We start from the raw sequence: 24,358 nt of genomic DNA, 5'->3' as shown, positions 1-24,358 counted from the left end.
TGGTTTGTGTAGAAAGAAAGCGAAAAAGGAGCAGCTAATGGTTAGTCCTATAAAGGAATTTTCTGTTATAAAGGTGGACATACTTTGAACAGCTTGGACATAGAATGGTACAAGACTTGCTTAAAACCGGAGGAATCCAAATGTTTAAAAAAAAGCAACACATTCACGCGGACCACAGCCATTTTTTGAATAAGGCACGCGCATTTGTTTTGCCGCTGGTACTACTGCTTATTTTGTCATTGCCGCTTACGTTGCTAAGTCCGCAGCCCGTTCGGGGAGCGATAAAAACAGAAGTAGCGCCGCCCGCATTAGGAACCCACGCACAGGCTGCTTCTTTAATTGATGTCACATCAGGAAGAATCATTTATTCTACCGAAGGTGATCGGGAGCTACGTATTGCCAGCCTGACCAAAATTATGACAGCGATCGTGGCTATTGAACATGGACGCTTGCAGGACCGGGTAAAGGTGAGCCCAACCGCATATGCCAAAGAAGGGTCCTCGCTTTTTCTGCAAATGGGTGAACAAATGTCATTGGAAAATATGCTGTACGGCTTAATGCTCCGTTCTGGTAATGATGCCGCTTCTGCCATTGCTGAGCATGTGGGGGGGACAGAAGAGGGATTTGTTCATTTGATGAACGACAAGGCGGTTCAGCTTGGGCTAAGCCATACACATTTTGCTAATCCGCACGGGCTGGATGCCGAGGGACATTATTCCTCAGCCAATGATATGGCCCGGCTTACTGCTTATGCGCTGCATAATCCAACTTTTGCCCGTATCGTAAAAACAGAATTGAAAAAAGCACCGAATCCCAACGACTCTTGGGACTACTCATGGCACAATAAAAACAAAATGCTGCGGCTGTATGACGGAGCTGATGGGGTGAAAACAGGCTTTACCAAAAAAGCGTTTCGCTGTCTGGTCAGTTCGGCTACACGGGACGGTCGTCAGCTCGCTGCTGTTACCTTGAATGACGGGGACGATTGGAACGATCATGCCCGTATGCTTGATTACGGATTCCGATATTATCCGCTCATTCCGATTACGGACAAGCAGCAACCTATCGATGGTTACCCACTATTAACAGGTACAAGCTTTGCCTATCCTTTACATGATGGCGAGAAAACCCAGTTGCACAAAAGACTGGTGTTGTATAAAAATTCCGCTTCTGCCGATAGAGCGGACGTATCTTTTGGCTTACGAGGACGGGTTGAATTCCTTTTGGAAGGTAAACTTATCGGTTCTGTTCCTGTGTATGCAAAAGGTAGTAAGCTGCCTGCTCAAAAAACCGTACAGCCACAGAAGGAGACTCCAACTGCACAGGAACCTGCGAACAATACTCAGCAACGAGGTTGGACGAGCAGATGGAACGAAATCCTTAAAAATTTGTTTGGAGCATAGGGCAACCAGGAAATAGAGCTGTACGTGTCACATCATTGGGAAAAGGAGGAATCAGCCATGATTCATCTCATATGGGTGGCTTTGATTTGTATTGGATTTGTATTTGCTGCCGCGCAGGGAAATATTGAGGTGGTGACGAAAGCGGCTTTTGACGGGGCAACTACGGGGGTTACAGTGTGCTTTGGACTGATAAGTGTGCTGGTGTTCTGGATGGGCATGATGCGGCTGGCTGAAGATGGCGGGCTCTTACAGAAAATATCCAAGCTTCTTTCTCCTTTAGTTGCCTTTCTCTTCCCTGATGTTCCGCGTAATCATCCCGCTATGGGTTACATTTTGTCCAATATGAGCGCCAATCTGCTGGGTCTGGGGAATGCAGCTACACCGATGGGAATCAAGGCGATGCAAGAGTTGCAGACGCTCAATCCAGATAAGCAAACCGCCACACCAGCCATGTGTACGCTGCTCGCCCTGAATACAGCCAGTATTACGCTTATTCCTACGACGTTGATCGCGATACGGCTTAATTTTCATTCCGCACATCCGGCAGAAATCGTCGGTACAACACTGGTAGCGACCGCAATAGCCACCTTTGCCGCAATTGCGGCGGACCGTTGGTACCGTAGTCGAGAATTGCGCCGCCGTCCTCCGGCGATTCCGCCGTCCCAGTCATCCTTGGCGCCACTCGCCCCACCAGCACCAACATCTGCTGCCTCTTCAACTACGTTGCCCGCATCTTTACCTGCCGTTCCGCGAACGGGAATCACGGCTGCCAAGGGCAGGGACACCACTTGGAAAGGATGAGGGAGGCATGCTTAATTTTATAAACCTCGTATCGACTTGGGCCATTCCGGTTATTCTCGCTTTTATTCCTTTATATGCATATGCTAAAAAGGTCCCTGTCTACGATTCTTTTGTGGATGGAGCCAAAGACGGATTTTCTACCGCCATCAGCATTATTCCTCATCTCGTAGGCATGATGGTGGCGATTAGCATTTTTCGAGCATCCGGCGCCTTGGACTATTTGATCTCTTGGGTTACCCCTTGGATTAAACACTGGGGTGTACCGGGCGAGGTATTGCCTTTAGGCTTGCTTCGTCCATTGACGGGCACTGGTTCACTTGCGTTTACGACGGATCTAATTCGCACCTATGGCCCGGATTCCATGATCGGTCGGATCGCTTCAACGATTCAGGGCAGCACAGACACGACGCTATATGTGCTAACTGTATATTTTGGTGCGGTAGGTATCCGCAATGGACGGTATGCTTTGAAGGTAGGACTATTTTCAGATGTGGTTGGTTTTGTGGCAGCCATTGCGATTTGCCTGCTTGTATTTTAATTTCTGCATCGTTTTTTGAACGGGGGTTGTGATTTTGCTCATGGATGGGTATCATTAGCATGAGGTGAATTAGCGAACATGGAAAGATTGCAGAAAATATTGGCCCAAGCGGGTGTAGCTTCCAGACGTAAATGTGAGGAGCTTATTCAGGCGGGTAGCGTGGAAGTGAACGGGGTTGTCGTAACTGAACTGGGAACGAAGGCAGACCCTGATCAAGATATGATTACGGTAAAGGGACGCCCGATCAAAACCGAGAAAAAAATCTATTTGATGATGAACAAACCTAAAGGGGTCATTACGAGCGCTTCCGATCCGGAAGGCCGTAAAATCGTGTCAGACTATCTGAAAGGCGTTAAGGAACGCGTATATCCGGTAGGACGTCTCGACTACGACACCGAAGGACTGCTGTTGCTTACCAATGATGGCGAGTTCGCCAATCTGCTGACCCATCCCAAGCATCATGTGCCCAAGACATATGTGGCAACAGTCAAAGGCGTTCCACATGGTACTGAGCTGGACAAGCTGAAAAAGGGAATCGTGCTGGAAGATGGCATTACTGCACCAGCCGAGGTAGAATATAAAGATGTAGATCCGAATGGTAAGGAGTCTGTGATCCAGATTACCATTTATGAAGGCAGAAATCGGCAGGTAAGACGGATGTTTGAGGCCATTTCACACCCAGTCATCAGACTCAAGCGGATAGCCTTCGGAGATCTTTTGCTACAAAACTTGAAGCGCGGTCTGACCAGACCCCTAACCAAGGACGAAATCAACCGTCTCATTCAACTTGCCAAATCAGACAACACGAAAAAGAAACGGACAGGACGGGGGTCATAACCCCGGCCTTTTTGGTGTAAAGAGACTGTTGGATGAGAGTAAAGTTTGACCAAGCACGGGAAAATAGTAAAATAGAGAGAATGCTTTTTTTAGCGAAGGGGCTGGGAATATGTCAGAACAAAGCAACCGCATATTAATTGTAGATGATGAAGAACGCATTCGACGCCTTCTGCGGATGTATCTGGAAAAAGAAGGATATGCAATTGACGAAGCTGAGGATGGCGAGATTGCCCTCCAAAAAGCGACTGCAAGCGATTACAGCATTATTTTGCTCGATGTGATGCTTCCAGGGATGGATGGGATTGAGGTGTGTACACGGCTGCGTCAGACCAAAGCTACACCTGTGATTATGCTGACTGCCAAAGGCGAGGAAGTGAACCGTGTACAAGGCTTTGAAGTCGGAGCTGATGATTATGTGGTTAAGCCCTTTAGCCCGCGAGAAGTCATTTACCGGGTGAAGGCGATTTTACGCCGTTCGTCGGAAACTGCCTTTTTAACGAAAGAAGCGGTACCCAGCAATAGTATTGTTTTTCCGAATCTTATCATTGAGCATGATGCGCACCGGGTAACTGCGGGTGGGATTGAAATCAGTCTCACGCCTAAAGAGTACGAGCTGTTGCATTATTTGGCGGTGTCACCAGATAAAGTCTTCTCACGCGAAGAACTGCTGAAAGACGTTTGGAATTACGAATTTTTTGGTGACCTGCGCACTGTGGATACGCATGTGAAACGGCTTCGTGAAAAGCTGAATAAGGTATCGCCAGAGGCAGCCGCTATGATTACGACCGTGTGGGGCGTAGGTTATAAGCTGGAGGTTCCAAAATAACGTGAACTTCTGGAGATCGCTGGTAGGCAAGCTGTGGATCACCATCATTTGCCTTGTAGGCTCTGTGCTTATTTTTCTAGGGCTTTTTTTATTGCCGTACATCAACAGAAATTTTGCGGCATATGAATCGACGGAAATCAAGCATTTGTTCACCTATACATGTATAGTCGGATTTTTATTGACGACCTTTTTTGCCCTATTTCTTTTTACTAAAATCACACAGCCTATGCAGCTGTTGATTCAGGCGGCGAATGCCATTCGTGAGGGAAGGTATGATACTCGGCTTTCGCTGGTGACCAGTGATGAAATTGGAGAACTGGCGAAAACTTTTAATCATATGTCTACGGAACTGGAAGCAACGATCCGCAGTCTGAATGAGGAGAAAAACCATTTATCCAGCGTACTGCGAAGCATGTCTGATGCAGTAATCACCTTCGACAGAAGCGGACAAATCATCTTGACGAATCCGCCGGCACAAAGTTTGCTGAATATCTGGGAAAAGCTGGAGTGGCAGGAACGTGATCTGGAGGAGTTTGGAGCTTCTGTACCTGAGCCTTTGCAGTCTCTGTTCCATACCGTTATGGACAGGGGAGAGGATGTCGGAGACTATATCCATGTCAAGAAGGGCTCCTGGTCGGTGCAGATGGCGCCTCTGTATACGGATAATGCAATCCGCGGTGCAGTAGCTGTGCTTAGAGATATTACGGAAGAAGTGAAGCTAGAGAAGATGCGGAGCGATTTTGTGGCCAACGTATCTCATGAAATCCGTACACCTTTATCTATGATGCAGGGCTACAGTGAGGCGTTGCTGGATGGTATGGCGGGTTCACCAGAAGAATCCGAGGAACTGGTGCAGGTCATCCATGATGAGTCATTACGCATGGGAAGGTTAGTCAAGGATCTGCTTGATCTGGCCCGAATGGAGGCTGGTCATACAGACATGCACCGACAGGAATTGGATGTGAACGAGTTGATCGAGCGTGTTCACCGTAAATTTACGGTACGATCAAAGGAACAGGGACTGACACTCGATTACCATGAGCATGGCCAGCGTTTGTTGCTGCCTGAGGCAGATGAAGACCGGTTGGAACAGGTATTGACCAATTTGCTGGATAATGCATTTAGACACACACCCGGTGGGAAAAAGGTTACTATTGCGGCGGATCGAATTTTGGGAGAACGGCATGAGTTAATCCGTATTCGGATTAAGGATGAAGGTGTAGGCATTGCCAGCGAGGATCTACCTTATATTTTCGACCGCTTTTACAAGGCAGATAAAGCCAGAGTACGTGGTGAGGATAAAGGGACTGGCTTGGGGCTTGCTATTGTCAAGAATATTGTAGAGGCTCACGGAGGCTCTGTCTCTGCTGCCAGCGTATTGGGGGAAGGGACGGAATTTACTATTTTGCTGCCTATCTCCAGCAAAACTAAGCTGGGTCTGTAACAGGCTTATAAGCCCAATCTGATATCCCCCGGTTTGCAGGCATCCTCGGAAGAGGGTGCTTTTTGTTGAAAAATCAACATTTATCTTGTTCAACGTGGAACATCCTGTTTCAAAATGATTACTCACATGATAGATAACTCGGTATAAGAAAAAGACGCCTGGGTAGCCAGGCGCCTCTCTTTATTATAAAACCATGGACCTCTCAATAGGGTCTGGAACTAATCTAGCACTACTTCTTGGGCAGTATTTAGTTCTGGCAAACCAACGAGTTGAATCAGTACGTCTTTCGGCACGGCTTTATCGACGGTCAGGATCATGATAGCTTCTCCGCCGACAATTTTACGCCCTACTTGCATAGAAGCGATATTGACGCCGTTCTCCCCAAGCAAGGTGCCGACACGACCGATAATGCCTGGTTTATCATTGTGCGAGATGAGCAGGAAATGAGCTTCCGGTGCCACGTCTACTGGGAACTGGTTCAACCTAACAATACGTTCGCCATAGCCTGCCAGCAGGGTGCCAGATACACGTTGCTCTTCGCCGCTCTGCGTTTTGAGTGTAACGGTAATCAGGTTGGTAAAACCCTTGGTGGCGGGCGCCTGAGATACGACAAGATGGATGTCACGTGTTTTGGCCAGATGTACAGAGTTTACAATGTTCACATCGCTGCCCAGATGACGGCTAAGTACGCCTTTCAAAATATACCGTGTCAGCGGCTGTGTATCCACAGAGGACAAATCGCCAGCGTAATCTACCTGAATTTCACGTACAGCCTGATTCGTGATCTGAGCGGCAAAGCTGCCCAGCTTCTCTCCAAGCGAGAAATATGGCTGCAATTGCGTCATGACGTTGGATGGTACTGGAGGCATGTTGACCGCATTTTTAAAAGGCTCATCACGCAAAATATGCAGCACTTGCTCGGACACGTCGATAGCTACATTCTCCTGAGCTTCGACAGTCGAGGCACCCAGATGTGGTGTAACGATAATTTTCGGGTGGCTCAGGAATGGGTGGTCCTGTGCTGGCGGCTCTGACTCAAATACGTCAAAAGCTGCACCGGCAACGATACCTTCATCAATGGCTTCAACAAGAGCCATTTCATCGATAACTCCGCCCCGGGCACAGTTGATAATGCGCATTCCTTTTTTCATCACTTCAAACTGTGGACGAGCAATCATATGTTTCGTTTCCGGTGTTAATGGTGTGTGTACGGTCATAAAATCTGCGTTGCGGATAATTTCATCCACGCTCGCAAGCTTAATGCCCAGCTTCTCAGCGCGTTCTTCCGTTAGAAATGGATCATAGCCGAGGATACTCATGCCAAATGCTTTGGCACGTTTAGCCACCTCACTGCCGATACGTCCCATGCCGAGGACTCCAAGTGTTTTGTTACGCAGTTCGACACCGAGGAATGTTTTACGATCCCATGTACCGCCAATGGTTTTGGCATATGCCTGTGGAATATGACGTGCTAGAGCCATCATCATCGCAAAAGTGTGCTCACATGTCGTAATCGTGTTGCCGTCAGGAGCGTTAATAACGATAATCCCGCGTTGTGTTGCTGCTTCGAGGTCGATGTTATCCACTCCGACCCCAGCTCGCCCTACAACCTTGAGGTTCTTACCTGCCGTCATGATGCGTTCGGTTACCCGAGTTTGGCTTCGAACGAGTAATGCGTCATAGTCACCAATAATTTGAACCAATTCATCCTCGCTGAGACCTGTGTTCTTGTCCACCGTGACATCGTCTGCATCCATCAGTTGCTGGATGCCCAGGTCACTGATTGGATCGGATACTAACACTTTAAACATTTGGTTTCCTCCTCAAAGTTAACTTCTTTTATGGACAGGATGCACTTCAAACTGAAATACATTCCATAAAGAACATGAAAAAACTTGAAATGCTTCTAAAAGTACAGGAGAGCGGTGTGAAATACTAGTGTGATAACGCATTGACGCAGAAAAGGGATGGAATAGCATTATGCACCAAACTAACGACCAAAAGTCTTATGCGGAGACGCTTTGCGGTTTTCGGGCATCAAAAAAACCCCCGAATCACATACTATCTCCATAGTAAGGGACGAGAGTTATCGTGGTACCACCCTAATTCGCAGCCATTTCGCAATGGACTGCCTTCAGCGGTCATAAAATGACCGAAAGGATAACGGTTTTCTGCCGATTGCATCTAATGCCGGGAAATATTCCCCAGACCTCGGTGCAATAACTCAGGAGCGCTGAAAGTAGTTACTTCGTCACCGGCTTCCACCCAAGCACCGGTTCTCTGAGGACGAAATCAATACCTTTTCTCCATCATTGTTGTTGTCGCTAATAATTTTTTCATAATGTATCATGGCTTACATGGGCATGTCAATAGGACATGCGACATGTGAGGATAGCAGGCTAGATATATAGCTACAGAATGCGGAAAATTAAGATTTAAGTCTTCTTGAATCCGCCCGACTTTTTGGCTATGATGCTAAAGAAGACTATGCAGAGGACTAACTAACTATGAAAAAGCTTAAAGTGAAATGGAAAAGAGCGCAAATTCATGAATTGAACGACCGCTTGCTGCTTTACAATTTGTATCTAACTCAGGGGCTGACCCTGCTGATTGGCGCAATCTGGATATTTTTTCAGAAAAGAAATTTGTTAGAACTATTTGCATTGCCGAACACTCTGCACGTCTTATGGTGGGGATTGGGATTGGCCGCCGCTATGTTACTTGTGGATCTGTTGCTATCCCGGATTATGCCTGAGGATGCTATGGATGACGGTGGTATTAACCAAATGCTATTTCAAAATCGTCCGGTTTGGCATATTATTTGTATAGCAGCTATCGTTTCTATCTTTGAGGAACTCTTGTTCAGAGGTGCGATTCAGTACAGCTTTGGTCCTTATTGGACAAGCATTTTATTTGCGGTGATTCATATCCGATATTTACGGCATTGGATTCCCACTGGCTGGGTTTTTCTTAGCAGTTATGGATTGGGCTACATATATGTGCAGACCGGTAGTCTGTGGGCACCGATCATTTGTCATTTTGTGATTGACCTTATATCTGGTTTAGCGTTACGTTTTCGGAGGTATGAAGAATGAATCAGGAACTTAGCAGAGTGCAGACCTATGGTAGCCGTCGAAATGGTCGCAAAGGCAAGGAAGAGGACAGGTCAAAATCTAAACCAGTTCGCTCCCGTGCTTCACGGCCCGTGCCAGAATTGGCTCACGTTGCCGCTGCACCAGAAGTTGCTGTGACGATGGAGGGTGACACTCCTGCCAGTGAGTACCGAACGCGGGCAGAAATGTTTCCGTCCCGCCGTATTCGGGTAAGCAAGTGGTTTTTAAATTTTTTGAGCACTCTTTTTGTGCTGATTACTGCAGCATTACTGTGGTGGGGCGTCAAGGGTGCACCACCCATCAGTGAAATGCTTTGGTAATATAAAGTTATTATGGACGTCTGTGCTTAGGTCAAGGCGCGTAATGATACGGCGAAAAGGCCTCCATCTCCACATGAATAACGGAGAATGGAGGCCTTTATTGCATCATCTATAGTTAATCCGGAGTATACGCAAGTGTCTACTAGCTAGCAGGAACCTCAATCCCTTGCGGATCGACAAATTGGTAACCCTTTTGCTCAAGGCGCGTCAATAGACTGTCCAGCGCCTCAGCTGTCCATGGCAGTTCGTGCATCAAGATATTGCTGCCTGGATGAAGTTGTTCTGTTACATTTTTGAGAAGTGCCTCCGTTTTATTAGGCTGATTCTTTTTCATTGTCCAGTCCAGAGAACCGACGGACCATGTCATGTATAGGAGACCGTTTTCCTTAGCGACCTTGCGACCTACGTCCCCGCCTGCACCATGAGGGGGGCGGAAGAAGACGGGGGCTTGGCCTGTAATGTCCTTAACAGCTTTTTGTACCGTTTCAATCTGTTTTTTGACCTCGGGCTCAGATTTATTCTTCAGCACGATGTGATCCCAGCTATGGTTGCCGATGGGCTGTCCACGGTCATGGATAAGCTTAAGCAACTCAGGATGCTTTTTTACACGGTAACCGTTTACGAAGAAAATTGCTTTCGCTTTGTGTTTGTCCAGTACATCTATGATTTTGTTAATCATGGCTGCTTCCTTAGGACCATCATCAAAGGTCAATAACACGACTTTTTTTTCGGTACCTTGTTGGTCAGGGATTACATTGTAAGCTTTGTCCAAGTGATACATTTTGTTATTGATAGTTGCAGATGTCGCAGCTCCTGTTTCGTTGCTTTCGCTGGTTTTATCATTTTGTGCATTGGTTTTATCCGCTGAGTTATGTTCATCACTGCCTGCTTGCTTACTGCTGTTTTTTGGGGAAGAGACGTTGCTCTGATCTTTGGCGCTGTTACTTGAGTCAGACGCTACCGAATCCTGCTGGTTGCTTGTTGCCGCAGATTCAGGCTTGGTTGCAGTGCAAGCACTAAGCAGCAGACATGCGGTGAACAAAATGGCTGCTGTTTTTGTACCCATTATTTCATCTCACCTTCCTGTATTTTATACCGTATGAGTTTGTCACTACTGACGAACACTATGCTTGATTCTACCACAAAGGGAGGTTCTAATTGTGAAAACATCTTCATTTTTCCTGGGAATCGTTTTGGGCGCTGTCGCAAGCTCTATGATCTCCCGTAACCGCAACATGTTGGGCTTATCTATGGACATAGGTGGAAAAAAAGGCGGCAATTTAGTGCAGCAAGCCCGCACTAAAATGATGGACGCGGCATTCCCCGGGATGGGCGAGATTACGCTCAATAAAGAAGACACCCATAAGGATCAAGACCATCATTCACAAACAGATAAAACCGCTTATAACGCCCATACTGCCAAGAACAAAGAAGAGAATATGAAGTTGATTAAAGACTTCATCAGCACAAGTCCCGATGTTAAACGTGAGGTCGAGCAAATTTTGAAAGAAACTCATACAGCCGTACCGGGATTGTAACCCAGAAACCTTTATTCCGAATCATTTTGCGGCTTTTTTGTAAAAGCCGTTCAAATGATTCTTTTTTTTATCTTTTTATTGCGTGCATTTACGATTATAAAATGATAACATGATTACATAGAACCATTTTCATCACAGGCATCATAATTGCATCATAATCTGTTAATAACACTCGGCTGCCAGGAGGAGGGTCCAGTATGAAAATAGAAAGATTAAGTCAGGACAAGATACGGATTTTCCTTACCTTTGACGATTTGAGCGAACGCGGTATTCAAAAAGACGATATGTGGCAAGAAATTCCTAGAGTTCATGAGCTGTTTACCGAAATGATGGATCAGGCATACAGTGAGCTGGGCTTCGACGCCACGGGACCGTTAGCTGTCGAAGTCTTTGCGCTTCCTGCTCAAGGAATGGTTGTTATCGTCACTCGGGGTAAATACGACCATCAACAGTATGGTTCGGGTCCCGATGAGGAGCTTCCAGAGGAAGTCTACGAAATGGAAGTCACGTTGGAGCATAGTGATTCCATCGTTTATGCGTTTAGCGATTTCGAAGTACTCATAGAAGCGGCTCATATGCTTCGTAGCAACACTACGGAAGCAGGTAAGCTGTATCATTATAGAGGAAAATGGATTCTGCATTTGGAACCAGAAGAAGTAGAGGAGTCCAAGCTTGCCGCTTTAATCGCGGTTCTTGCTGAATTTGGAGAAGGCTCATCCGTTACACCAGCTATGTTGGAAGAGTACGGCAAACTGGTCATTCCTGAACAGGCAGTTGCTGTCATCTGCACTCATTTTGACAGCCGTTCTTGATTCGTTTTATCAAAAGTGATATTGAAGTGAATTTGTCGGCTCTGCGCTGAAAGCAGAGCCGACTCATTTTTATGGAGGGATGATCGGTGCTTCTGTTTTCAGTTATAGCGGCAGCCACAGCGCCGGGTCTCGCCTTATTGATGTATTTTTACTTGAAGGACAGGTATGATTCGGAGCCACTGCACATGGTTATTAAAGTGTTTTTGCTCGGCTTTTTGGTGGTTCTTCCTGTCATGATTTTTCAACGAGGGCTGCTGCTTTGGCTAGGGGATCACACGTTAATCCAGGCGTTCGGCATTTCAGCCGGAGTGGAAGAGTTTTTTAAATGGTTTCTGTTGTATCACATCATCTATAATCATACCGAGTTCGACGAGCCTTATGATGGTATTTTGTATGCGACCGCAGTCTCACTCGGATTTGCAACGGTTGAAAATCTGTTATATGCCTGGGCGGGCCATGCTTCGGTTAGCATGATGCTGATGAGATCATTGCTACCGGTATCCGGTCATGCGATGTTTGGCGTAATGATGGGCTACTACATGGGGAAGGCCAAGTTTTCAGAAGGCTTGAGGAGCAAATACATGTTGCTGCTGTCATTGGTGCTTCCATGGTTCTGGCACGGAGTATACGATTTGATTTTAACGAAATTTTCGCATGACTGGATCTGGTTTATCATTCCACTTATGGCCTTTCTATGGTATGGAGGAATGGCGAAGATCAGTCGGGCTAATAACCGTTCTCCTTTTCGTTTGTTAAAACGGGAAGAAAAGGTTAACATGTAACAAAATGGGACACACTGATCTGACAAACCTGTTAGAGAAAGAGGTGTCTTTTTTGCGTATAAAAGTTAGAATTCATTGTAAAAGATGCGGAGAACGCTTTGTGCTGAGAGGACGCATAGAGCAAGGACAGATTCAGACCGGCTTTAAACGCTGTATTTGCGATAACTGTGAGTTTATTGTTGAAGTCATGGAAAACCATGCATAAGAGAGCTTTCTTCTTGTCACACTATCGGTAGTGTACTTGAAGAAAGGAGACTCCCAATATGTATAAGCGACTTAGTTCCGTATTGTTCCCGGTGGTTACCCTGATGATGATAGGAGCATTTGTGTGGGGTTATCAGCAAAGCCAGATGAGAAAAGAGGTGTCTCTTCAGGCAAATAGCATGTCGATAAAAGCGGAAAATCAATACCAGCGTGCGTTTCACGATTTGTCGTTTCATATGGATCAGCTGCATTCTCAACTCGGTAACGCGGTTGCAGTCCATAATACTTCACACGCGATGCACCGCAAATGTTTGATGAACGTGTGGAGGATTACAAGTGAGGCTCAAAATGAGGTTAATCAGTTGCCCCTCAATGTAATGCCTTTTAATCATGCTAAAGATTTGCTGTCACATCTATCTGCATTTTCGTATCAGACCGCTGTCCGTGATCTGGATCACGAGCCTTTAAACGAGAAAGAAATTTCGAACCTGAAAACGTTGTATAACAATTCCAAAGAAATTTCGAAAAACATGCAGGAAGTGCAGCAGAAAGTCATTAGCAAAAATTTGCGCTGGACGGATGTGGATATGGCGGCAGGTTCTCAAACTGGGCCGAAGGACAACACCATTATTGATGGCTTTAAAACCGTGGACAAAAAGGTGGAAAACTATAAAGAGCTGGATTGGGGACCGTCTGTAGCCAGCATCTATGATAAACGCTCTGTGAAAAAATTGAGTCTCCCGCCAGTAAATGCAGAACAAATTAAACAAAATGCTGCTGAATTTACAGGAAAACCGGAAAGTCAGATCAGGGTGAACGAAAACGGTAAAGGAACGGAATGGGCATCTTATACAGCTACCCTGCTAAATAAGAAGCAGCCTGTGGCCAGTATGGATTTTACGAAAAAAGGCGGCAAGCTTATTTCTTATCATGACATGAGGGCAGTAGGTCCTAAGAAAGCAACACGTAATGAAGCGATTCGCTATGCTAGTGAATACCTTGAACAAAAAGGTTACAAAGACATGAAGCCCGTTGCGTATGATGAAAGCGGGAATTTAGCTAACATTACATTTGTGAGCCAACAAGGGGATGTGATTATCTATCCAGAAAAAATCGCAGTCAGATCAGGCCTTGATAACGGACAAGTGATCGGTTTTCAAGCCAGTGATTATGTGTATGAGCATAGTCATCTCCGCCGCATACCGCAAGCGAAATTGAATTTGAATGCAGCACGAGCAAAATTGAATCCTGAGTTTCGTGAAACTTACCACCGTAAAGCCTTAATTGAAAATGAACTTTCGAATGAAGTTCTCTGTTATGAATTTGGTGGTAAAATCAATGGTTCCGTTTACCGGATATACATTAACGCCAATACGGGGATGGAAGAAACGATTGAAGAGGTTAAAGATTCAGATGAACCTCAGGTTACTGCAAGTAATGCCTAGTTGATTACATGAAAATGAATCAATAGTCACTCTAAACCTCCTTCATGAAGGAGGTTTTTTGTGCTTTAGTCATAGATCAAACAAATATTATGCTTAATATAGGCACAAAGTCGTGGTATTATATACCTTAATTAGAGCTTTTAATGGACAAGGATGGTGGATCATTTGTTTCCCAAAATTAATGATGTGTTATACATACAAGTGGCAGGTACTGACCATAAGGACGAGATTTTTGAATTTAAGTCTCGTATTGCAGAAGAGGAGTCACAGAACTTTTTAATTGAAATTCCTATGTCACAAACAAGTGGGCATTTGAAAAAATTGTTTCTAGGGGAAGAACTGTCTATATTTTTTATGAGCGAGGGTGGGATTAAAAATTATTTTAATACCCACGTTACGGGTTTCAAAGAGGATATCCTCCGGATGATTCGTATCCACAAACCTGCTCCAGACAGCATCAGCAAAATTCAGCGTCGAAACTTTCTTCGGGTTAAGGCCAACTTGGAAATTGCTGTAAAGCATGGTGCGGACGAGTCCAGATTTGTAGCAGAGACACATGATGTAGGAGGCGGGGGTGTTTCTTTTCACACCCAGGGAACTCATCATCTTGAAGAAGGAGAATCATTGTCTTGCTGGATTTTAGTTCCATATAAAAACGGTACTCAGGAGCATGTTCCGTTCCAATCTGAAATTGTGCGCATTCAGCAGATGGAAAACGGTCGCAAACTCATTATGCTGAAATATGAGGAAATCGCTGATCAGGAGCGCCAAAAACTGATTAAATATTGCTTTGAAAGACAGCTGGAATTCCGGGGGAAATCTTAATCATCCGAAAATTTTCTTTTTTAGTAAACCTGTCGCTTATTTTGCATCGCCTATAAATGTGTGGTATAATTTTCACGTCGCAGGCAATGCCTGCTTTTTTCTTGAGGTTAGGTTAGGAGGAATTCCCTGTTGGCAAGGCAACATGTATCTTCAATTAACAAAATAAATGTAGCCATTGATGGACCTGCTGGTGCAGGGAAAAGTACAGTGGCCCGCTTGGTGGCGAAAGCACTTTCTTATGTATATGTAGATACTGGAGCCATGTACCGAGCAGCAACGTGGTACATGATGCGTAAGGAAATTCCTGCAGAAAATGTACAAAAAGTGCTTCAACATATACCTGAGCTGGTGATTGAATTAGTACCGGACCCCACAGGCCAAAAGGTTTATTGTAACGGGGAAGATGTAACCACTGTGATCCGTTCGATGGAAGTGACTAGCAACGTGTCACAGTATTCAAGTATTGCTGGTTTACGGACACGTTTGACTGAAAACCAGCGTGAGATGGCTGCACGCAAGGGTGTCGTTATGGATGGTCGCGATATTGGAACAACTGTACTTCCCGATGCGGAAGTCAAGGTGTTCATGACCGCAAGTGTTCAGGAACGTGCCTCCCGCCGTTTTAAAGAACTGAGCGAAACTGATGATATCACTCTGGAGCAACTGGAACGTGACATTGCGGCACGTGACAAGCTTGACGAGGAGAGGGAGGTATCTCCGCTTCGTTGCAGTGAGGACGCCATCGTGCTCGATACGACCCAAATGGGCATTCAGGATGTCGTTGATATGATCGTATCTTATTGCTTAACGGAGAAGGATGGAGAGATCAGCCAATGATATATACTGTATGCGCCAGTATTTTGCGTCTCATTTACCGCGTTCTGTTTAGACTTGAGGCGGTAGGCAGGGAAAATGTTCCTGCTGAGGGTGGAGTGCTGTTGTGTTCTAATCATATTAGTAATCTTGACCCTCCTACAGTTGGTATTTTGCTGAAAAGAAAGGTTCACTTTATGGCAAAAGCCGAGCTGTTTAATGTTCCTGTACTGGGTCCACTAATTGGGAAACTGGGAGCTTTTCCAGTCAAACGTGGCGGTGTAAGTAAGGAATCCATTAAGTTGGCATTGAACATTTTGCGTGATGGTAAGGTTATGGGAATCTTTCCCGAAGGTTCCAGAGGAGCTGGGGGAATCGGTAAAAAGGGTGCTGCAAGCTTTGCGCTACGCAGTGGAGCGGCTGCCGTTCCGGTCGCCATTATTGGTGATTACAAGCTTTTCCGTAAAACGAAAGTGTTATACGGTAAACCTGTCAATTTGGAAGCTTACCAAAAGGGTGCCGATATCGAAGGAGATCCACTTGAACTGGCAACAGAAGCAATTATGTCTCGTATTCGCACGATGAAGGAAACGGGTAAGCCTACGAATAACTGAAAGGCTTGTATGAATTGTGTCTAAGCTCGGAAAACTAGAACAAAAGTTTATTTATGTTTTGAACTCTGCCATGCGCAGGTTTAAATAAATGGTTTTTTTTGAATTGAGGAGGGTATTGACATGTCGGAAGAAATTAAAAATCAAGAAGCTGCTGAAGCGGCAAATCAAGACGAGCTCGATCAAATCGTCTCCCTGAAAAAAGGTGACACCGTTAAGGGTACAATCGTGAAATTGGAAGATAACCAAGCGGTAGTAAGCATTGGATATAAATACGATGGAATTATTCCAATTCGCGAGTTGTCTTCTGGTCTGGATAACGCAGAAGAAGCAGTACAAGTAGGCCAAGAGGTTGAAGCTAGAATTATCAGCATTGACGATGGCAAGGAAAAACTTGTTCTGTCCAAACGTGCAATCGACAGTGAAAATGCTTGGGAAAAGTTGGAGCAACTGTTCGAAAGCAAAGAAGTATTTGAAGTCGTTGTAAATGATGTCGTTAAAGGCGGCATCGTGGTAGACGTGGGTCTGCGCGGATTTATCCCTGCATCCATGGTAGAACGTCACTTCGTAGAAGATTTCAGTGATTACAAAGGCCGCACATTGCGTGTTGTTGTAAAAGAACTGGATCGTGAAAATAACAAAGTGATCCTTTCTCAAAAAGACGTTCTGGAAGCAGAATTCGAAGCCAACAAGCTTAAAGTAATGGCTGAGCTGAAAGAAGGCCAAGAAATCGTAGGTACGGTTCAACGTCTTACTCAGTTCGGTGCTTTCGTAGATGTTGGCGGCGTGGATGGTCTTGTTCACGTATCTGAAATTGCTTGGACTCATGTCGATAAGCCTTCTGATGCAGTTTCTGAGGGAGACCAAGTGAAAGTAAAAGTCTTGAAAGTAGATCCTGAAAAAGGAAAAATCAGCCTGAGCATGAAAGCTGCACAGCCTGGTCCTTGGGAATCGGCTGCTGGACAATTCAACAACAATGACATCGTAACAGGTGTTGTAAAACGTCTGGTTAACTTCGGCGCATTCGTTGAAATCGCTCCTGGCGTGGAAGGTTTGGTTCATATTTCCCAAATTTCCCACAAACACATTGGAACTCCACAAGAAGTTCTGGAAGAAGGGCAAGAAGTGAAAGTTAAAATTCTTGAAATGAATCCTTCCGAAAAACGTGTTAGCCTGAGCATTAAAGAAACTGAGGAAGCTCCCGAAGCTGCTCCTAAAGCAGAAAGAGCACCACGTGCATCTCGTGCACCTCGTGAGGAACTGAATAATCCTAACGTTTCCCTCAATAATTCCGGTCTGAGCATTACGCTCGGCGAGCGTTTTGGCGATAAGCTGAACAAATTTAAATGAGTTTAAATCAATACATTTTATAATATGCATAACGTACACCATCGGCGGACCCAGAGGGTTCGCCGATTGTTGTTACGTGACCATATCGCCAATAGGTATGTTTTTTGCTATGATGATAGCGGAAGAATTGACAGGAGGAGTGAATTTATGGCAAGACCCGTTGTGGCTATCGTTGGTCGTCCGAATGTGGGCAAGTCCACTATTTTTAATCGGATAATCGGGGATCGTTTGTCCATCGTGGAAGATAAACCCGGAATCACTCGTGACCGTATATACGGTATATCGGAGTGGAATGGTAAATCCTTCAGTATTATTGACACCGGCGGCATTGAGATTGATGGTGAGGATGTCATTTTAAAATCCATCCGTATGCAGGCTGAACTTGCAATAGAAGAAGCAGATGTAATTGTATTTATGAGTGATGCGAAAGCAGGAATTACACAGTCAGATGAAGAGGTTGCTCAAATGCTATATCGTTCGGGTAAACCGATCATCGTAGCTGTCAACAAGGTGGACAACCTCAGTCGCGCCGATCTGATTTATGAGTTTTATTCTTATGGATTTGGTGATCCAATCGCTGTTTCTGGTAGCCATGGTACAGGGATAGGCGATCTGCTAGATGCCATTACATCCAATTTGCCTGAGCTGGAAGAAGATCACTATGATGAAGACGTTATTCGTGTTGCCTTGATCGGCCGCCCGAATGTAGGTAAGTCTTCACTGGTTAACGCCATTCTGGGAGAAGAGCGGGTTATCGTTAGTGACATTGCAGGCACGACACGTGATGCAATTGATACACCTTTTGAAAAAGACGGTCAAAAGTATGTACTGATTGATACGGCAGGTATGCGTAAACGTGGCAAGGTATATGAAACGACCGAAAAATATAGTGTAATGCGTGCCATGCGTGCTATTGAGCGTGCAGATGTTGTATTGGTCGTTATTAACGGCGAGGAAGGCATTATTGAACAGGATAAGCACATTGCTGGCTATGCTTATGAAGCGGGTAAAGCATCGCTGTTTGTCGTTAACAAATGGGATGTCGTGGACAAGGACGACAAAACGATGCACCAGTTTGAAACGAAAATTCGCGATCACTTTTTGTTTATGACATATGCTCCGATTGTGTTCTTGTCTGCAAAAACGAAGCAACGCCTGCAAAAGCTGCTTCCTGTTGTACAGCATGTGGCACAGCAGCATGTGTTGCGTATTCAGACACATTTGCTGAATGATGTAATTTCCGATGCGGTTGCCATCAATCCTCCACCAACAGACAAGGGACGTCGTCTGCGCATTAACTATGTGACCCAGGTTGCTGTTAAGCCGCCTACGATGGTTGTATTCGTAAACGATCCAGAAATAATGCACTTCTCGTATGAGCGTTATCTGGAGAACAAAATCCGCGCCGCCTTCAATTTTGAAGGAACTCCAATTCGAATCTTTACACGGCGCAAGTCTGACGAAAGTTAGGAGCGAATAGGTTGATTTTACAAATCGTTGCCATCGTACTCAGTTACTTGCTTGGCTCTGTCAGCTTTAGTTTGCTGTATGGAAAATTAAAAGGAATCGACATTCGCCAACATGGGAGCGGCAATGCCGGTGCGACGAATACGCTGCGTGTGCTTGGAAAAGGCCCAGCTATTCTGGTACTGCTGCTGGACGTACTTAAAGGGGGTATTGCGGTACTAATAGGGCACTGGTTAGGTGGGGAATCATCCTGGGTACCGGGTTTGTGCGGCATTGCGGCGATTGCGGGCCATAACTGGCCGGTATATTTTCACTTTCGTGGAGGAAAAGGTATTGCGACTGCTATTGGTGTATTGGCATCGCTTGCCTTACTGCCCGCACTATATGCCGGAATCATTGCGATACTTGCAATTGTAATGACTCGTTACGTATCCCTTGGATCACTCATATTTGTCATTTTGACCCCTTGGATATTACTCGTGCTTGGTTTTGCATGGCCGTTATTCTGGACGGCTCTAATCATTTGTCTGTTCGCTGTGTGGAGACACCGTACCAACATAGTCAAGTTGGTACGGGGGAATGAGAATAAGCTTGGCTCCAAAGGAGGAGATCGTCTTGTCTGAGAAAATAGCTGTGCTGGTCGCGGGGAGTTGGGGAACAGCCCTGGCTTCCGTTCTTGCGGCCAATAACAACGATGTCTCTGTCTGGACGAGAAACGAGCAGCAAGCAGCTGAAATCAATGAGAAGCATACAAATGAGCATTATTTACCGGGCTCTATTTTGTCTGATCGCATTTCAGCTACAACTGATATGCAGGCTGCGGTATCTGGTGCTAAAGCAGTGATAATCGTATCTCCTTCTGCTGCTGCTCGTCAGGTAGCACGTAGTCTGAAAGCTCATTTTAGCAAGGATATGCTGGTAGTGCATGCCATTAAAGGTTTTGAAACAGAAACGCTTAAACGTATGTCCACGGTGATCTCGGAAGAACTGGAAGTCGCGGAGGGCGATATTGCCGTGCTGTCTGGTCCGAGTCATGCGGAAGAAGTGGTGAGGAAATGTCCTACAACGGTCGTTGTAGCTTCCTCCAATGAGCAGGCTGCACAGGCTGCTCAGGGGCTGTTCATGAACTCCTATTTCCGTGTCTATACAAACCGCGATTTGCTCGGCGTGGAACTGTCCGGGGCGCTAAAAAACATTATCGCATTGGGTGCGGGAATGTCAGATGGACTTGGTTTCGGTGATAATGCCAAAGCGGCTTTATTGACCCGTGGATTGGCTGAAATTACCCGTGCCGGAGTTGAGATGGGTGCTAATCCATTAACCTTTGCCGGTCTGGCTGGGATTGGCGATCTAGTGGTCACGGCAACGAGTCGTCACAGTCGCAACTGGCGTGCAGGGTCACTATTAGGACAGGGCCAACAGCTTGATGATGTGCTGGAATCTATGGGCATGGTCGTAGAGGGGATTCGAACGACAAAAGCGGCATACGCCATCTCTCAAAAATTAGGTGTTCAGATGCCTATTACAGAGGTACTGTATGGAGTACTGTTTGAAGGACGTGACGTCCGTAAGGCCGTTGAGGCGCTGATGGGTCGCGACCCTAAGACCGAGATGGAAGTCATGCCACTTCAGACTTGGGAGCAATGGCATTCTTAAAGGCTCAGATGAGCTTTAATAATATAAAGGCTGTCTCATGGTAGATTTTTTCTATAATGAGATAGCCTTTTTTAGTTAGGCGTTTGGCATGTCTTATGTACGCTTAATCACCTTTTGTCTCCGCCACTCATAGACTGAGTTGAGCAATGGCGGAGGAGGGGAGATTATGAATAAAAACTTTCCGAAAGATGCATTGAAGGCCATTAACAAAAAAGGCGGCAAAAACATATCCGAAAATGCAGTGAAAAAGCTGGCAGGCACGGTAAAGGCGGACACGCTTCAAAGCGAAGCGCAACTGCGTCAGCTTATCAAGCAAGTGTCTGCGATGGCCAACATTCCGGTGTCGGAAGATACAGTAAGGGATATTGTTGGTGCCGTCAAAAAGAGCGGAATGAATCCTTCCAATATGGAAGCGTTGATGAAAATGATGATGAAAAAATAGACCGCTGGCCGCACGCCAGTTAGTATTATTCACCGTGGACCGGGAAGGTTCGCGGTTTTTTTATATTTTGGAGTGGGTAACCGCTTTTACAGTACACAAAATATCGAACTGCCCTGTCGAACATGTTATAATGATGCCCATCAGGAAACGGAAGGAAAGACAGCAAAGGAGGAAACAATGTTGAAGGAGGCAATATCATCGGTGTTAGTAGACAGGCTTCCTCACAATCTGGCAGTTGCGCTGAGTAGCTTGGCTGAGAACTGGTCAACAGTGTCGGTTCCGTGGATGCTAGGCGGGAGTTGTTCACTACTTGTACATGAAGTTGAACTGGATCGCCTGCCTCGGGACATTGATATTTATGCGGATATTCATGCAGCAAAGCAACTTCATGCGCACCCCCTGGGTATAAGTATAGATCGACAGCAGGTTGATCGTAGCGGCTCTTACGTTTCATTGCTGAGCCACTATGATCTGGAGGGATTTCCAGTCGAGTTGGTGGGGGGATTTGAAGTATTATGTGACGGAGCGTTATACCGCTTAGAGATCGAGCGACTACTTTGGTCGGCTGGTGTTCAGCTTGAGCTGGGGAGTGCTTCACTGCGTCTGATGCCGCTCAGTCATGAACTTTTATTCAATATATTGCGAAATCGACCCGACCGATATAAAGCGATTGCAGAAGTCATGAAGCGCGACCCGCGACGTCATATCATTGTGCTGAAGCAGCTACTAGTCAGTAATATTTGGAATGAGGAGCAATTGGACAAGCTTGTAGAACTTCTGCCTTGGCCAGAGTTGCACTCCGTCATCCAGATGGGCAATGAAGTATAAGTTGTGTGTGTTAGGAGAAAGACAACTGGAGGACTATTCATGAATGTGCAGATTACGTTTAGGCCGTCAGGTAGGCGCGTACAGGTCGGTCAGGGTACGTCATTGCTTCAGGCTGCTCGTAAAGCGGGTGTATATATCCCCACTCGTTGTGACGGAAAAGCAGCCTGTCTGATGTGTAAGGTACAAATATCACCGGAATGGGCTGAATTTGCAGACCAACCCAGAGATGCAGAGCAGCGTAAGCTGGGGCCTTTACTGGATGAAGGAATGCGCTTATCCTGCCAGGCACGTGTCCAAGGCGATATGGAGGTAACCATACCGGAGGATAGGCTCAAGGCGGCTATCAGACGGCAACTGGAGCGTCAGGCGCTGGATGATGAACTGTGGTAATGCCGATTATATCAGGAGAATAGAAAAAGGATGTTTCCGACGACTCTAAACGGTCAGGAGAAACATCCTTTTTTTATTTAATCTAGCGACGAAGTCATGGGAGAGTCTTGCCCCGCATATATTAGGTGAGTGGAACCAAACGTAAAATATCGTTTCTGCAATGATCGCTCTGTCGTAATCTATTTTTCAAAAAACTAAACATATTTTACGGAGGGGATACATATGATGGTATCAGTCCAAATGCATGTACGAGTTTACGCCGTTTCGCCGATTCCATCAGTCTCCTGAATCTCGGCGGCGGACGACTTCCGGGCATTTTAAAGGCTGTTCTGCCGCATCTGGGATCAAGCAGTTGGTTGAACACGAAGCGGATGCTCTTTAAGCATTTTTCCTTCGGAGACTTTTTAGGAGGGGATTTCATTGGAGAAAGTAGACATTTTTAAAGACATTGCCGAACGTACCGGAGGAGACATTTATCTTGGGGTCGTCGGCGCAGTCCGAACAGGAAAATCAACGTTTATCAAGCGGTTTATGGAGACGATTGTTCTGCCAAACATTACAAGTGAGGCGGACCGTGCCCGCGCCGTAGACGAGTTGCCGCAAAGTGCGGCAGGCAAGACGATCATGACGACGGAGCCTAAATTCGTACCGAATAATGCCGTCCAGATCAAAGTAACGGAAGGACTGGATGTGAATGTACGTCTGGTTGACTGTGTAGGATATGCAGTAGAAGGAGCAAAAGGGTACGAGGATGAAAATGGTCCGAGGATGATCTCCACACCATGGTTCGAAGAACCCATTCCTTTTCAGGAAGCGGCAGAAATTGGTACACGCAAGGTTATTCAGGAGCATTCGACGCTCGGTGTGGTAGTCACTACAGACGGCACGATTGCGGAAATCCCGCGCAGCTCTTATGTAGAGTCGGAGGAACGCGTCATTGAGGAGTTGAAGGAAGTTGGCAAACCATTTGTTTTGGTTATCAACTCCACGCATCCTCGCAGTGATGAAACACTCCAGCTTCGCGGTGAGCTGGCTGCCAAGTACGATATACCAGTTATGACACTCAGCGCGGCGACGATGACGGAAGATGATGTTACAGGCGTACTTCGTGAAGTATTGTATGAATTTCCGGTGCATGAGGTGAATGTAAACCTGCCGAGCTGGGTCATGGTACTGAACGAAGAGCACTGGCTGCGTAGCAATTATGAAAATTCCGTTCGCGATACGGTTAAAGATATTCGACGCCTGCGTGATGTAGATCGAGTGGTTGGCCAGTTTATGGAATATGAATTCATCGACAGGGCCGGATTGAGCGGGATGAATATGGGGCAGGGCGTAGCTGAAATTGATCTGTATGCTCCCGATGAGCTGTATGACCAGATTTTGGTCGAAGTCGTCGGGGTAGAGATTCGTGGCAAGGATCATTTGCTGCAAATGATGCAGGATTTTGCCCATGCCAAACGAGAGTACGACCGCTTCGCCGAGGCGCTGGAAATGGTCAAGACAACGGGATATGGCATTGCCGCGCCGTCGTTATCTGAGATGGCACTAGACGATCCGCAGTTGATTCGTCAGGGTACAAGGTTTGGTGTGCGGCTCAAGGCGACAGCACCTTCTATACACATGATTCGTGTCGATGTGGAATCGGAATTTGCTCCGATTATCGGAACAGAGAAGCAAAGTGAAGAGCTTATGCGCTATCTGATGCAAGATTTTGAGAATGACCCAATCAAAATTTGGGAGTCAGACATTTTCGGACGTTCGCTGCATTCCATTGTACGGGAAGGCATTCAGGGTAAAATCGCCATGATGCCGGACAATGCACGCTATAAGCTGCAGGAAACGCTGGGTCGTATCATTAATGAAGGCTCCGGCGGTCTCATTGCTATTATTCTTTAAGGGTAAGCCACACC

26 protein-coding genes and 1 other annotated feature are annotated in these 24,358 nt (G+C 46.0%); of the genes, 24 read left to right on the top strand and 2 right to left on the bottom strand.

Annotation, left to right across the window (positions count from 1 at the left end; translation table 11 throughout):
• Nucleotides 1-140: 140 nt before the first annotated feature.
• The 6 genes from ACYCS5_RS00740 to ACYCS5_RS00715 all read left to right on the top strand — a co-directional run bounded on the left by ACYCS5_RS00740 (nt 141) and on the right by ACYCS5_RS00715 (nt 5,849).
• Nucleotides 141-1,403 carry a D-alanyl-D-alanine carboxypeptidase family protein gene (locus ACYCS5_RS00740; RefSeq protein ID WP_459760649.1) on the top strand — a complete coding sequence of 421 codons (1,263 nt, stop codon included), beginning with the start codon at nt 141-143 and terminating at the stop codon, nt 1,401-1,403.
• 57 nt (nt 1,404-1,460) lie between these two features.
• Nucleotides 1,461-2,204, top strand: a complete 744-nt coding sequence (locus tag ACYCS5_RS00735) for a nucleoside recognition domain-containing protein (RefSeq protein WP_029517310.1) — start codon at nt 1,461-1,463, stop codon at nt 2,202-2,204.
• 7 nt (nt 2,205-2,211) lie between these two features.
• Nucleotides 2,212-2,742: a spore maturation protein gene (locus tag ACYCS5_RS00730; protein WP_013310760.1), complete on the top strand. Its 531-nt coding sequence runs from the start codon at nt 2,212-2,214 to the stop codon at nt 2,740-2,742.
• A gap of 78 nt (nt 2,743-2,820) precedes the next feature.
• Entirely contained in the window at nt 2,821-3,579 is a 759-nt protein-coding gene (locus tag ACYCS5_RS00725; RefSeq protein ID WP_023989197.1) for a pseudouridine synthase, read from the top strand.
• A 109-nt stretch (nt 3,580-3,688) separates the two neighbouring features.
• The gene (locus ACYCS5_RS00720; protein ID WP_029517311.1) at nt 3,689-4,405 is read left to right on the top strand and encodes a response regulator transcription factor; all 717 of its coding nucleotides are present in this window, start codon (nt 3,689-3,691) and stop codon (nt 4,403-4,405) included.
• Between the two features lies 1 nt (nt 4,406).
• Nucleotides 4,407-5,849: an ATP-binding protein gene (locus ACYCS5_RS00715; RefSeq protein ID WP_069012706.1), complete on the top strand. Its 1,443-nt coding sequence runs from the start codon at nt 4,407-4,409 to the stop codon at nt 5,847-5,849.
• A 218-nt stretch (nt 5,850-6,067) separates the two neighbouring features.
• Here the strand turns inward: ACYCS5_RS00715 and serA are convergent, their stop codons facing one another.
• Complete coding sequence (gene serA / locus ACYCS5_RS00710) at nt 6,068-7,660, bottom strand: phosphoglycerate dehydrogenase (protein ID WP_013310756.1); 1,593 nt, start codon at nt 7,658-7,660, stop codon at nt 6,068-6,070.
• A gap of 261 nt (nt 7,661-7,921) precedes the next feature.
• Nucleotides 7,922-8,171, bottom strand: a binding site (T-box leader).
• A 185-nt stretch (nt 8,172-8,356) separates the two neighbouring features.
• On the opposite strand from serA, the gene ACYCS5_RS00705 reads away from it, so the two are divergent.
• Both ACYCS5_RS00705 and ACYCS5_RS00700 read left to right on the top strand, forming a co-directional pair.
• Nucleotides 8,357-8,944: a CPBP family intramembrane glutamic endopeptidase gene (locus ACYCS5_RS00705; RefSeq protein ID WP_459760648.1), complete on the top strand. Its 588-nt coding sequence runs from the start codon at nt 8,357-8,359 to the stop codon at nt 8,942-8,944.
• Nucleotides 8,941-9,282, top strand: a complete 342-nt coding sequence (locus ACYCS5_RS00700) for a hypothetical protein (RefSeq protein ID WP_029517314.1) — start codon at nt 8,941-8,943, stop codon at nt 9,280-9,282. The genes ACYCS5_RS00705 and ACYCS5_RS00700 overlap by 4 nt, the downstream gene beginning before the upstream one ends.
• A 142-nt stretch (nt 9,283-9,424) precedes the next feature.
• On the opposite strand, the gene ACYCS5_RS00695 is transcribed toward ACYCS5_RS00700, so the two are convergent.
• Complete coding sequence (locus ACYCS5_RS00695) at nt 9,425-10,348, bottom strand: polysaccharide deacetylase family protein (RefSeq protein ID WP_029517315.1); 924 nt, start codon at nt 10,346-10,348, stop codon at nt 9,425-9,427.
• Between the two features lie 94 nt (nt 10,349-10,442).
• Here ACYCS5_RS00695 and ACYCS5_RS00690 point away from each other — a divergent pair, with 94 nt between their 5' ends.
• The 16 genes from ACYCS5_RS00690 to spoIVA all read left to right on the top strand — a co-directional run bounded on the left by ACYCS5_RS00690 (nt 10,443) and on the right by spoIVA (nt 24,344).
• Complete coding sequence (locus ACYCS5_RS00690) at nt 10,443-10,820, top strand: hypothetical protein (protein ID WP_029517316.1); 378 nt, start codon at nt 10,443-10,445, stop codon at nt 10,818-10,820.
• Nucleotides 10,821-11,017: 197 nt separating this feature from the next.
• A complete protein-coding gene (locus ACYCS5_RS00685) occupies nt 11,018-11,632 on the top strand; it encodes a genetic competence negative regulator (protein ID WP_013310751.1) in 615 nt (204 codons plus the stop codon).
• 86 nt (nt 11,633-11,718) lie between these two features.
• A complete protein-coding gene (gene prsW, locus ACYCS5_RS00680; protein ID WP_029517317.1) occupies nt 11,719-12,414 on the top strand; it encodes a glutamic-type intramembrane protease PrsW in 696 nt (231 codons plus the stop codon).
• Between the two features lie 263 nt (nt 12,415-12,677).
• Nucleotides 12,678-14,063 (top strand): germination protein YpeB, encoded by a 1,386-nt coding sequence (gene ypeB / locus ACYCS5_RS00675; RefSeq protein WP_340885743.1) that lies wholly within the window; start codon nt 12,678-12,680, stop codon nt 14,061-14,063.
• Between the two features lie 165 nt (nt 14,064-14,228).
• A complete protein-coding gene (locus tag ACYCS5_RS00670) occupies nt 14,229-14,888 on the top strand; it encodes a flagellar brake protein (protein WP_342434257.1) in 660 nt (219 codons plus the stop codon).
• A 129-nt stretch (nt 14,889-15,017) separates the two neighbouring features.
• Nucleotides 15,018-15,725 (top strand): (d)CMP kinase, encoded by a 708-nt coding sequence (cmk, locus tag ACYCS5_RS00665; protein ID WP_342434256.1) that lies wholly within the window; start codon nt 15,018-15,020, stop codon nt 15,723-15,725.
• The gene (locus tag ACYCS5_RS00660; protein WP_029517321.1) at nt 15,722-16,315 is read left to right on the top strand and encodes a lysophospholipid acyltransferase family protein; all 594 of its coding nucleotides are present in this window, start codon (nt 15,722-15,724) and stop codon (nt 16,313-16,315) included. The genes cmk and ACYCS5_RS00660 overlap by 4 nt, the downstream gene beginning before the upstream one ends.
• 120 nt (nt 16,316-16,435) lie before the next feature.
• Complete coding sequence (gene rpsA / locus ACYCS5_RS00655) at nt 16,436-17,662, top strand: 30S ribosomal protein S1 (RefSeq protein ID WP_029517322.1); 1,227 nt, start codon at nt 16,436-16,438, stop codon at nt 17,660-17,662.
• A gap of 147 nt (nt 17,663-17,809) precedes the next feature.
• Nucleotides 17,810-19,132, top strand: coding sequence for a ribosome biogenesis GTPase Der (der, locus tag ACYCS5_RS00650; RefSeq protein ID WP_013310744.1), 1,323 nt, complete (start codon nt 17,810-17,812; stop codon nt 19,130-19,132).
• A gap of 11 nt (nt 19,133-19,143) precedes the next feature.
• Nucleotides 19,144-19,752, top strand: a complete 609-nt coding sequence (gene plsY, locus ACYCS5_RS00645) for a glycerol-3-phosphate 1-O-acyltransferase PlsY (RefSeq protein WP_459760647.1) — start codon at nt 19,144-19,146, stop codon at nt 19,750-19,752.
• Nucleotides 19,745-20,785 (top strand): NAD(P)H-dependent glycerol-3-phosphate dehydrogenase, encoded by a 1,041-nt coding sequence (locus ACYCS5_RS00640; RefSeq protein ID WP_340885738.1) that lies wholly within the window; start codon nt 19,745-19,747, stop codon nt 20,783-20,785. Before plsY ends, ACYCS5_RS00640 begins: the two co-directional genes overlap by 8 nt.
• Nucleotides 20,786-20,951: 166 nt before the next feature.
• The gene (locus ACYCS5_RS00635) at nt 20,952-21,227 is read left to right on the top strand and encodes a stage VI sporulation protein F (RefSeq protein ID WP_013310741.1); all 276 of its coding nucleotides are present in this window, start codon (nt 20,952-20,954) and stop codon (nt 21,225-21,227) included.
• Between the two features lie 177 nt (nt 21,228-21,404).
• On the top strand, nt 21,405-22,055 hold the full coding sequence (locus tag ACYCS5_RS00630) for a hypothetical protein (RefSeq protein WP_023989184.1): 651 nt from the start codon (nt 21,405-21,407) through the stop codon (nt 22,053-22,055).
• A 39-nt stretch (nt 22,056-22,094) separates the two neighbouring features.
• Nucleotides 22,095-22,445, top strand: a complete 351-nt coding sequence (locus ACYCS5_RS00625) for a 2Fe-2S iron-sulfur cluster-binding protein (RefSeq protein WP_029517325.1) — start codon at nt 22,095-22,097, stop codon at nt 22,443-22,445.
• A 244-nt stretch (nt 22,446-22,689) separates the two neighbouring features.
• Nucleotides 22,690-22,827 (top strand): hypothetical protein, encoded by a 138-nt coding sequence (locus ACYCS5_RS00620; RefSeq protein WP_013371690.1) that lies wholly within the window; start codon nt 22,690-22,692, stop codon nt 22,825-22,827.
• Between the two features lie 38 nt (nt 22,828-22,865).
• A complete protein-coding gene (gene spoIVA, locus ACYCS5_RS00615) occupies nt 22,866-24,344 on the top strand; it encodes a stage IV sporulation protein A (protein ID WP_029517326.1) in 1,479 nt (492 codons plus the stop codon).
• The last annotated feature ends 14 nt before the right edge of the window (nt 24,345-24,358 follow it).

The sequence above is a fragment of the Paenibacillus sp. SEL3 genome (assembly GCF_054602585.1).
Note: the sequence above shows the minus strand (reverse complement) of the source record. Positions and strands in the feature narration are given on the sequence as shown.

What these genes read in the sequence shown, in the direction of transcription:
- ACYCS5_RS00730 (WP_013310760.1), top strand. Translation starts at nt 2,212, where the DNA reads ATGCTTAATTTTATAAACCTCGTATCGACTTGGGCCATTCCGGTTATT.
- ACYCS5_RS00740 (WP_459760649.1), top strand. Translation starts at nt 141, where the DNA reads ATGTTTAAAAAAAAGCAACACATTCACGCGGACCACAGCCATTTTTTG.
- ACYCS5_RS00725 (WP_023989197.1), top strand. Translation starts at nt 2,821, where the DNA reads ATGGAAAGATTGCAGAAAATATTGGCCCAAGCGGGTGTAGCTTCCAGA.
- ACYCS5_RS00695 (WP_029517315.1), bottom strand. Translation starts at nt 10,348, where the DNA reads ATGGGTACAAAAACAGCAGCCATTTTGTTCACCGCATGTCTGCTGCTT.
- ACYCS5_RS00630 (WP_023989184.1), top strand. Translation starts at nt 21,405, where the DNA reads ATGTTGAAGGAGGCAATATCATCGGTGTTAGTAGACAGGCTTCCTCAC.
- rpsA (WP_029517322.1), top strand. Translation starts at nt 16,436, where the DNA reads ATGTCGGAAGAAATTAAAAATCAAGAAGCTGCTGAAGCGGCAAATCAA.
- ACYCS5_RS00685 (WP_013310751.1), top strand. Translation starts at nt 11,018, where the DNA reads ATGAAAATAGAAAGATTAAGTCAGGACAAGATACGGATTTTCCTTACC.
- ACYCS5_RS00705 (WP_459760648.1), top strand. Translation starts at nt 8,357, where the DNA reads ATGAAAAAGCTTAAAGTGAAATGGAAAAGAGCGCAAATTCATGAATTG.
- ACYCS5_RS00660 (WP_029517321.1), top strand. Translation starts at nt 15,722, where the DNA reads ATGATATATACTGTATGCGCCAGTATTTTGCGTCTCATTTACCGCGTT.
- ACYCS5_RS00720 (WP_029517311.1), top strand. Translation starts at nt 3,689, where the DNA reads ATGTCAGAACAAAGCAACCGCATATTAATTGTAGATGATGAAGAACGC.
- ACYCS5_RS00700 (WP_029517314.1), top strand. Translation starts at nt 8,941, where the DNA reads ATGAATCAGGAACTTAGCAGAGTGCAGACCTATGGTAGCCGTCGAAAT.
- serA (WP_013310756.1), bottom strand. Translation starts at nt 7,660, where the DNA reads ATGTTTAAAGTGTTAGTATCCGATCCAATCAGTGACCTGGGCATCCAG.
- der (WP_013310744.1), top strand. Translation starts at nt 17,810, where the DNA reads ATGGCAAGACCCGTTGTGGCTATCGTTGGTCGTCCGAATGTGGGCAAG.
- ACYCS5_RS00620 (WP_013371690.1), top strand. Translation starts at nt 22,690, where the DNA reads ATGTACGAGTTTACGCCGTTTCGCCGATTCCATCAGTCTCCTGAATCT.
- ACYCS5_RS00735 (WP_029517310.1), top strand. Translation starts at nt 1,461, where the DNA reads ATGATTCATCTCATATGGGTGGCTTTGATTTGTATTGGATTTGTATTT.
- ACYCS5_RS00625 (WP_029517325.1), top strand. Translation starts at nt 22,095, where the DNA reads ATGAATGTGCAGATTACGTTTAGGCCGTCAGGTAGGCGCGTACAGGTC.
- ypeB (WP_340885743.1), top strand. Translation starts at nt 12,678, where the DNA reads ATGTATAAGCGACTTAGTTCCGTATTGTTCCCGGTGGTTACCCTGATG.
- ACYCS5_RS00635 (WP_013310741.1), top strand. Translation starts at nt 20,952, where the DNA reads ATGAATAAAAACTTTCCGAAAGATGCATTGAAGGCCATTAACAAAAAA.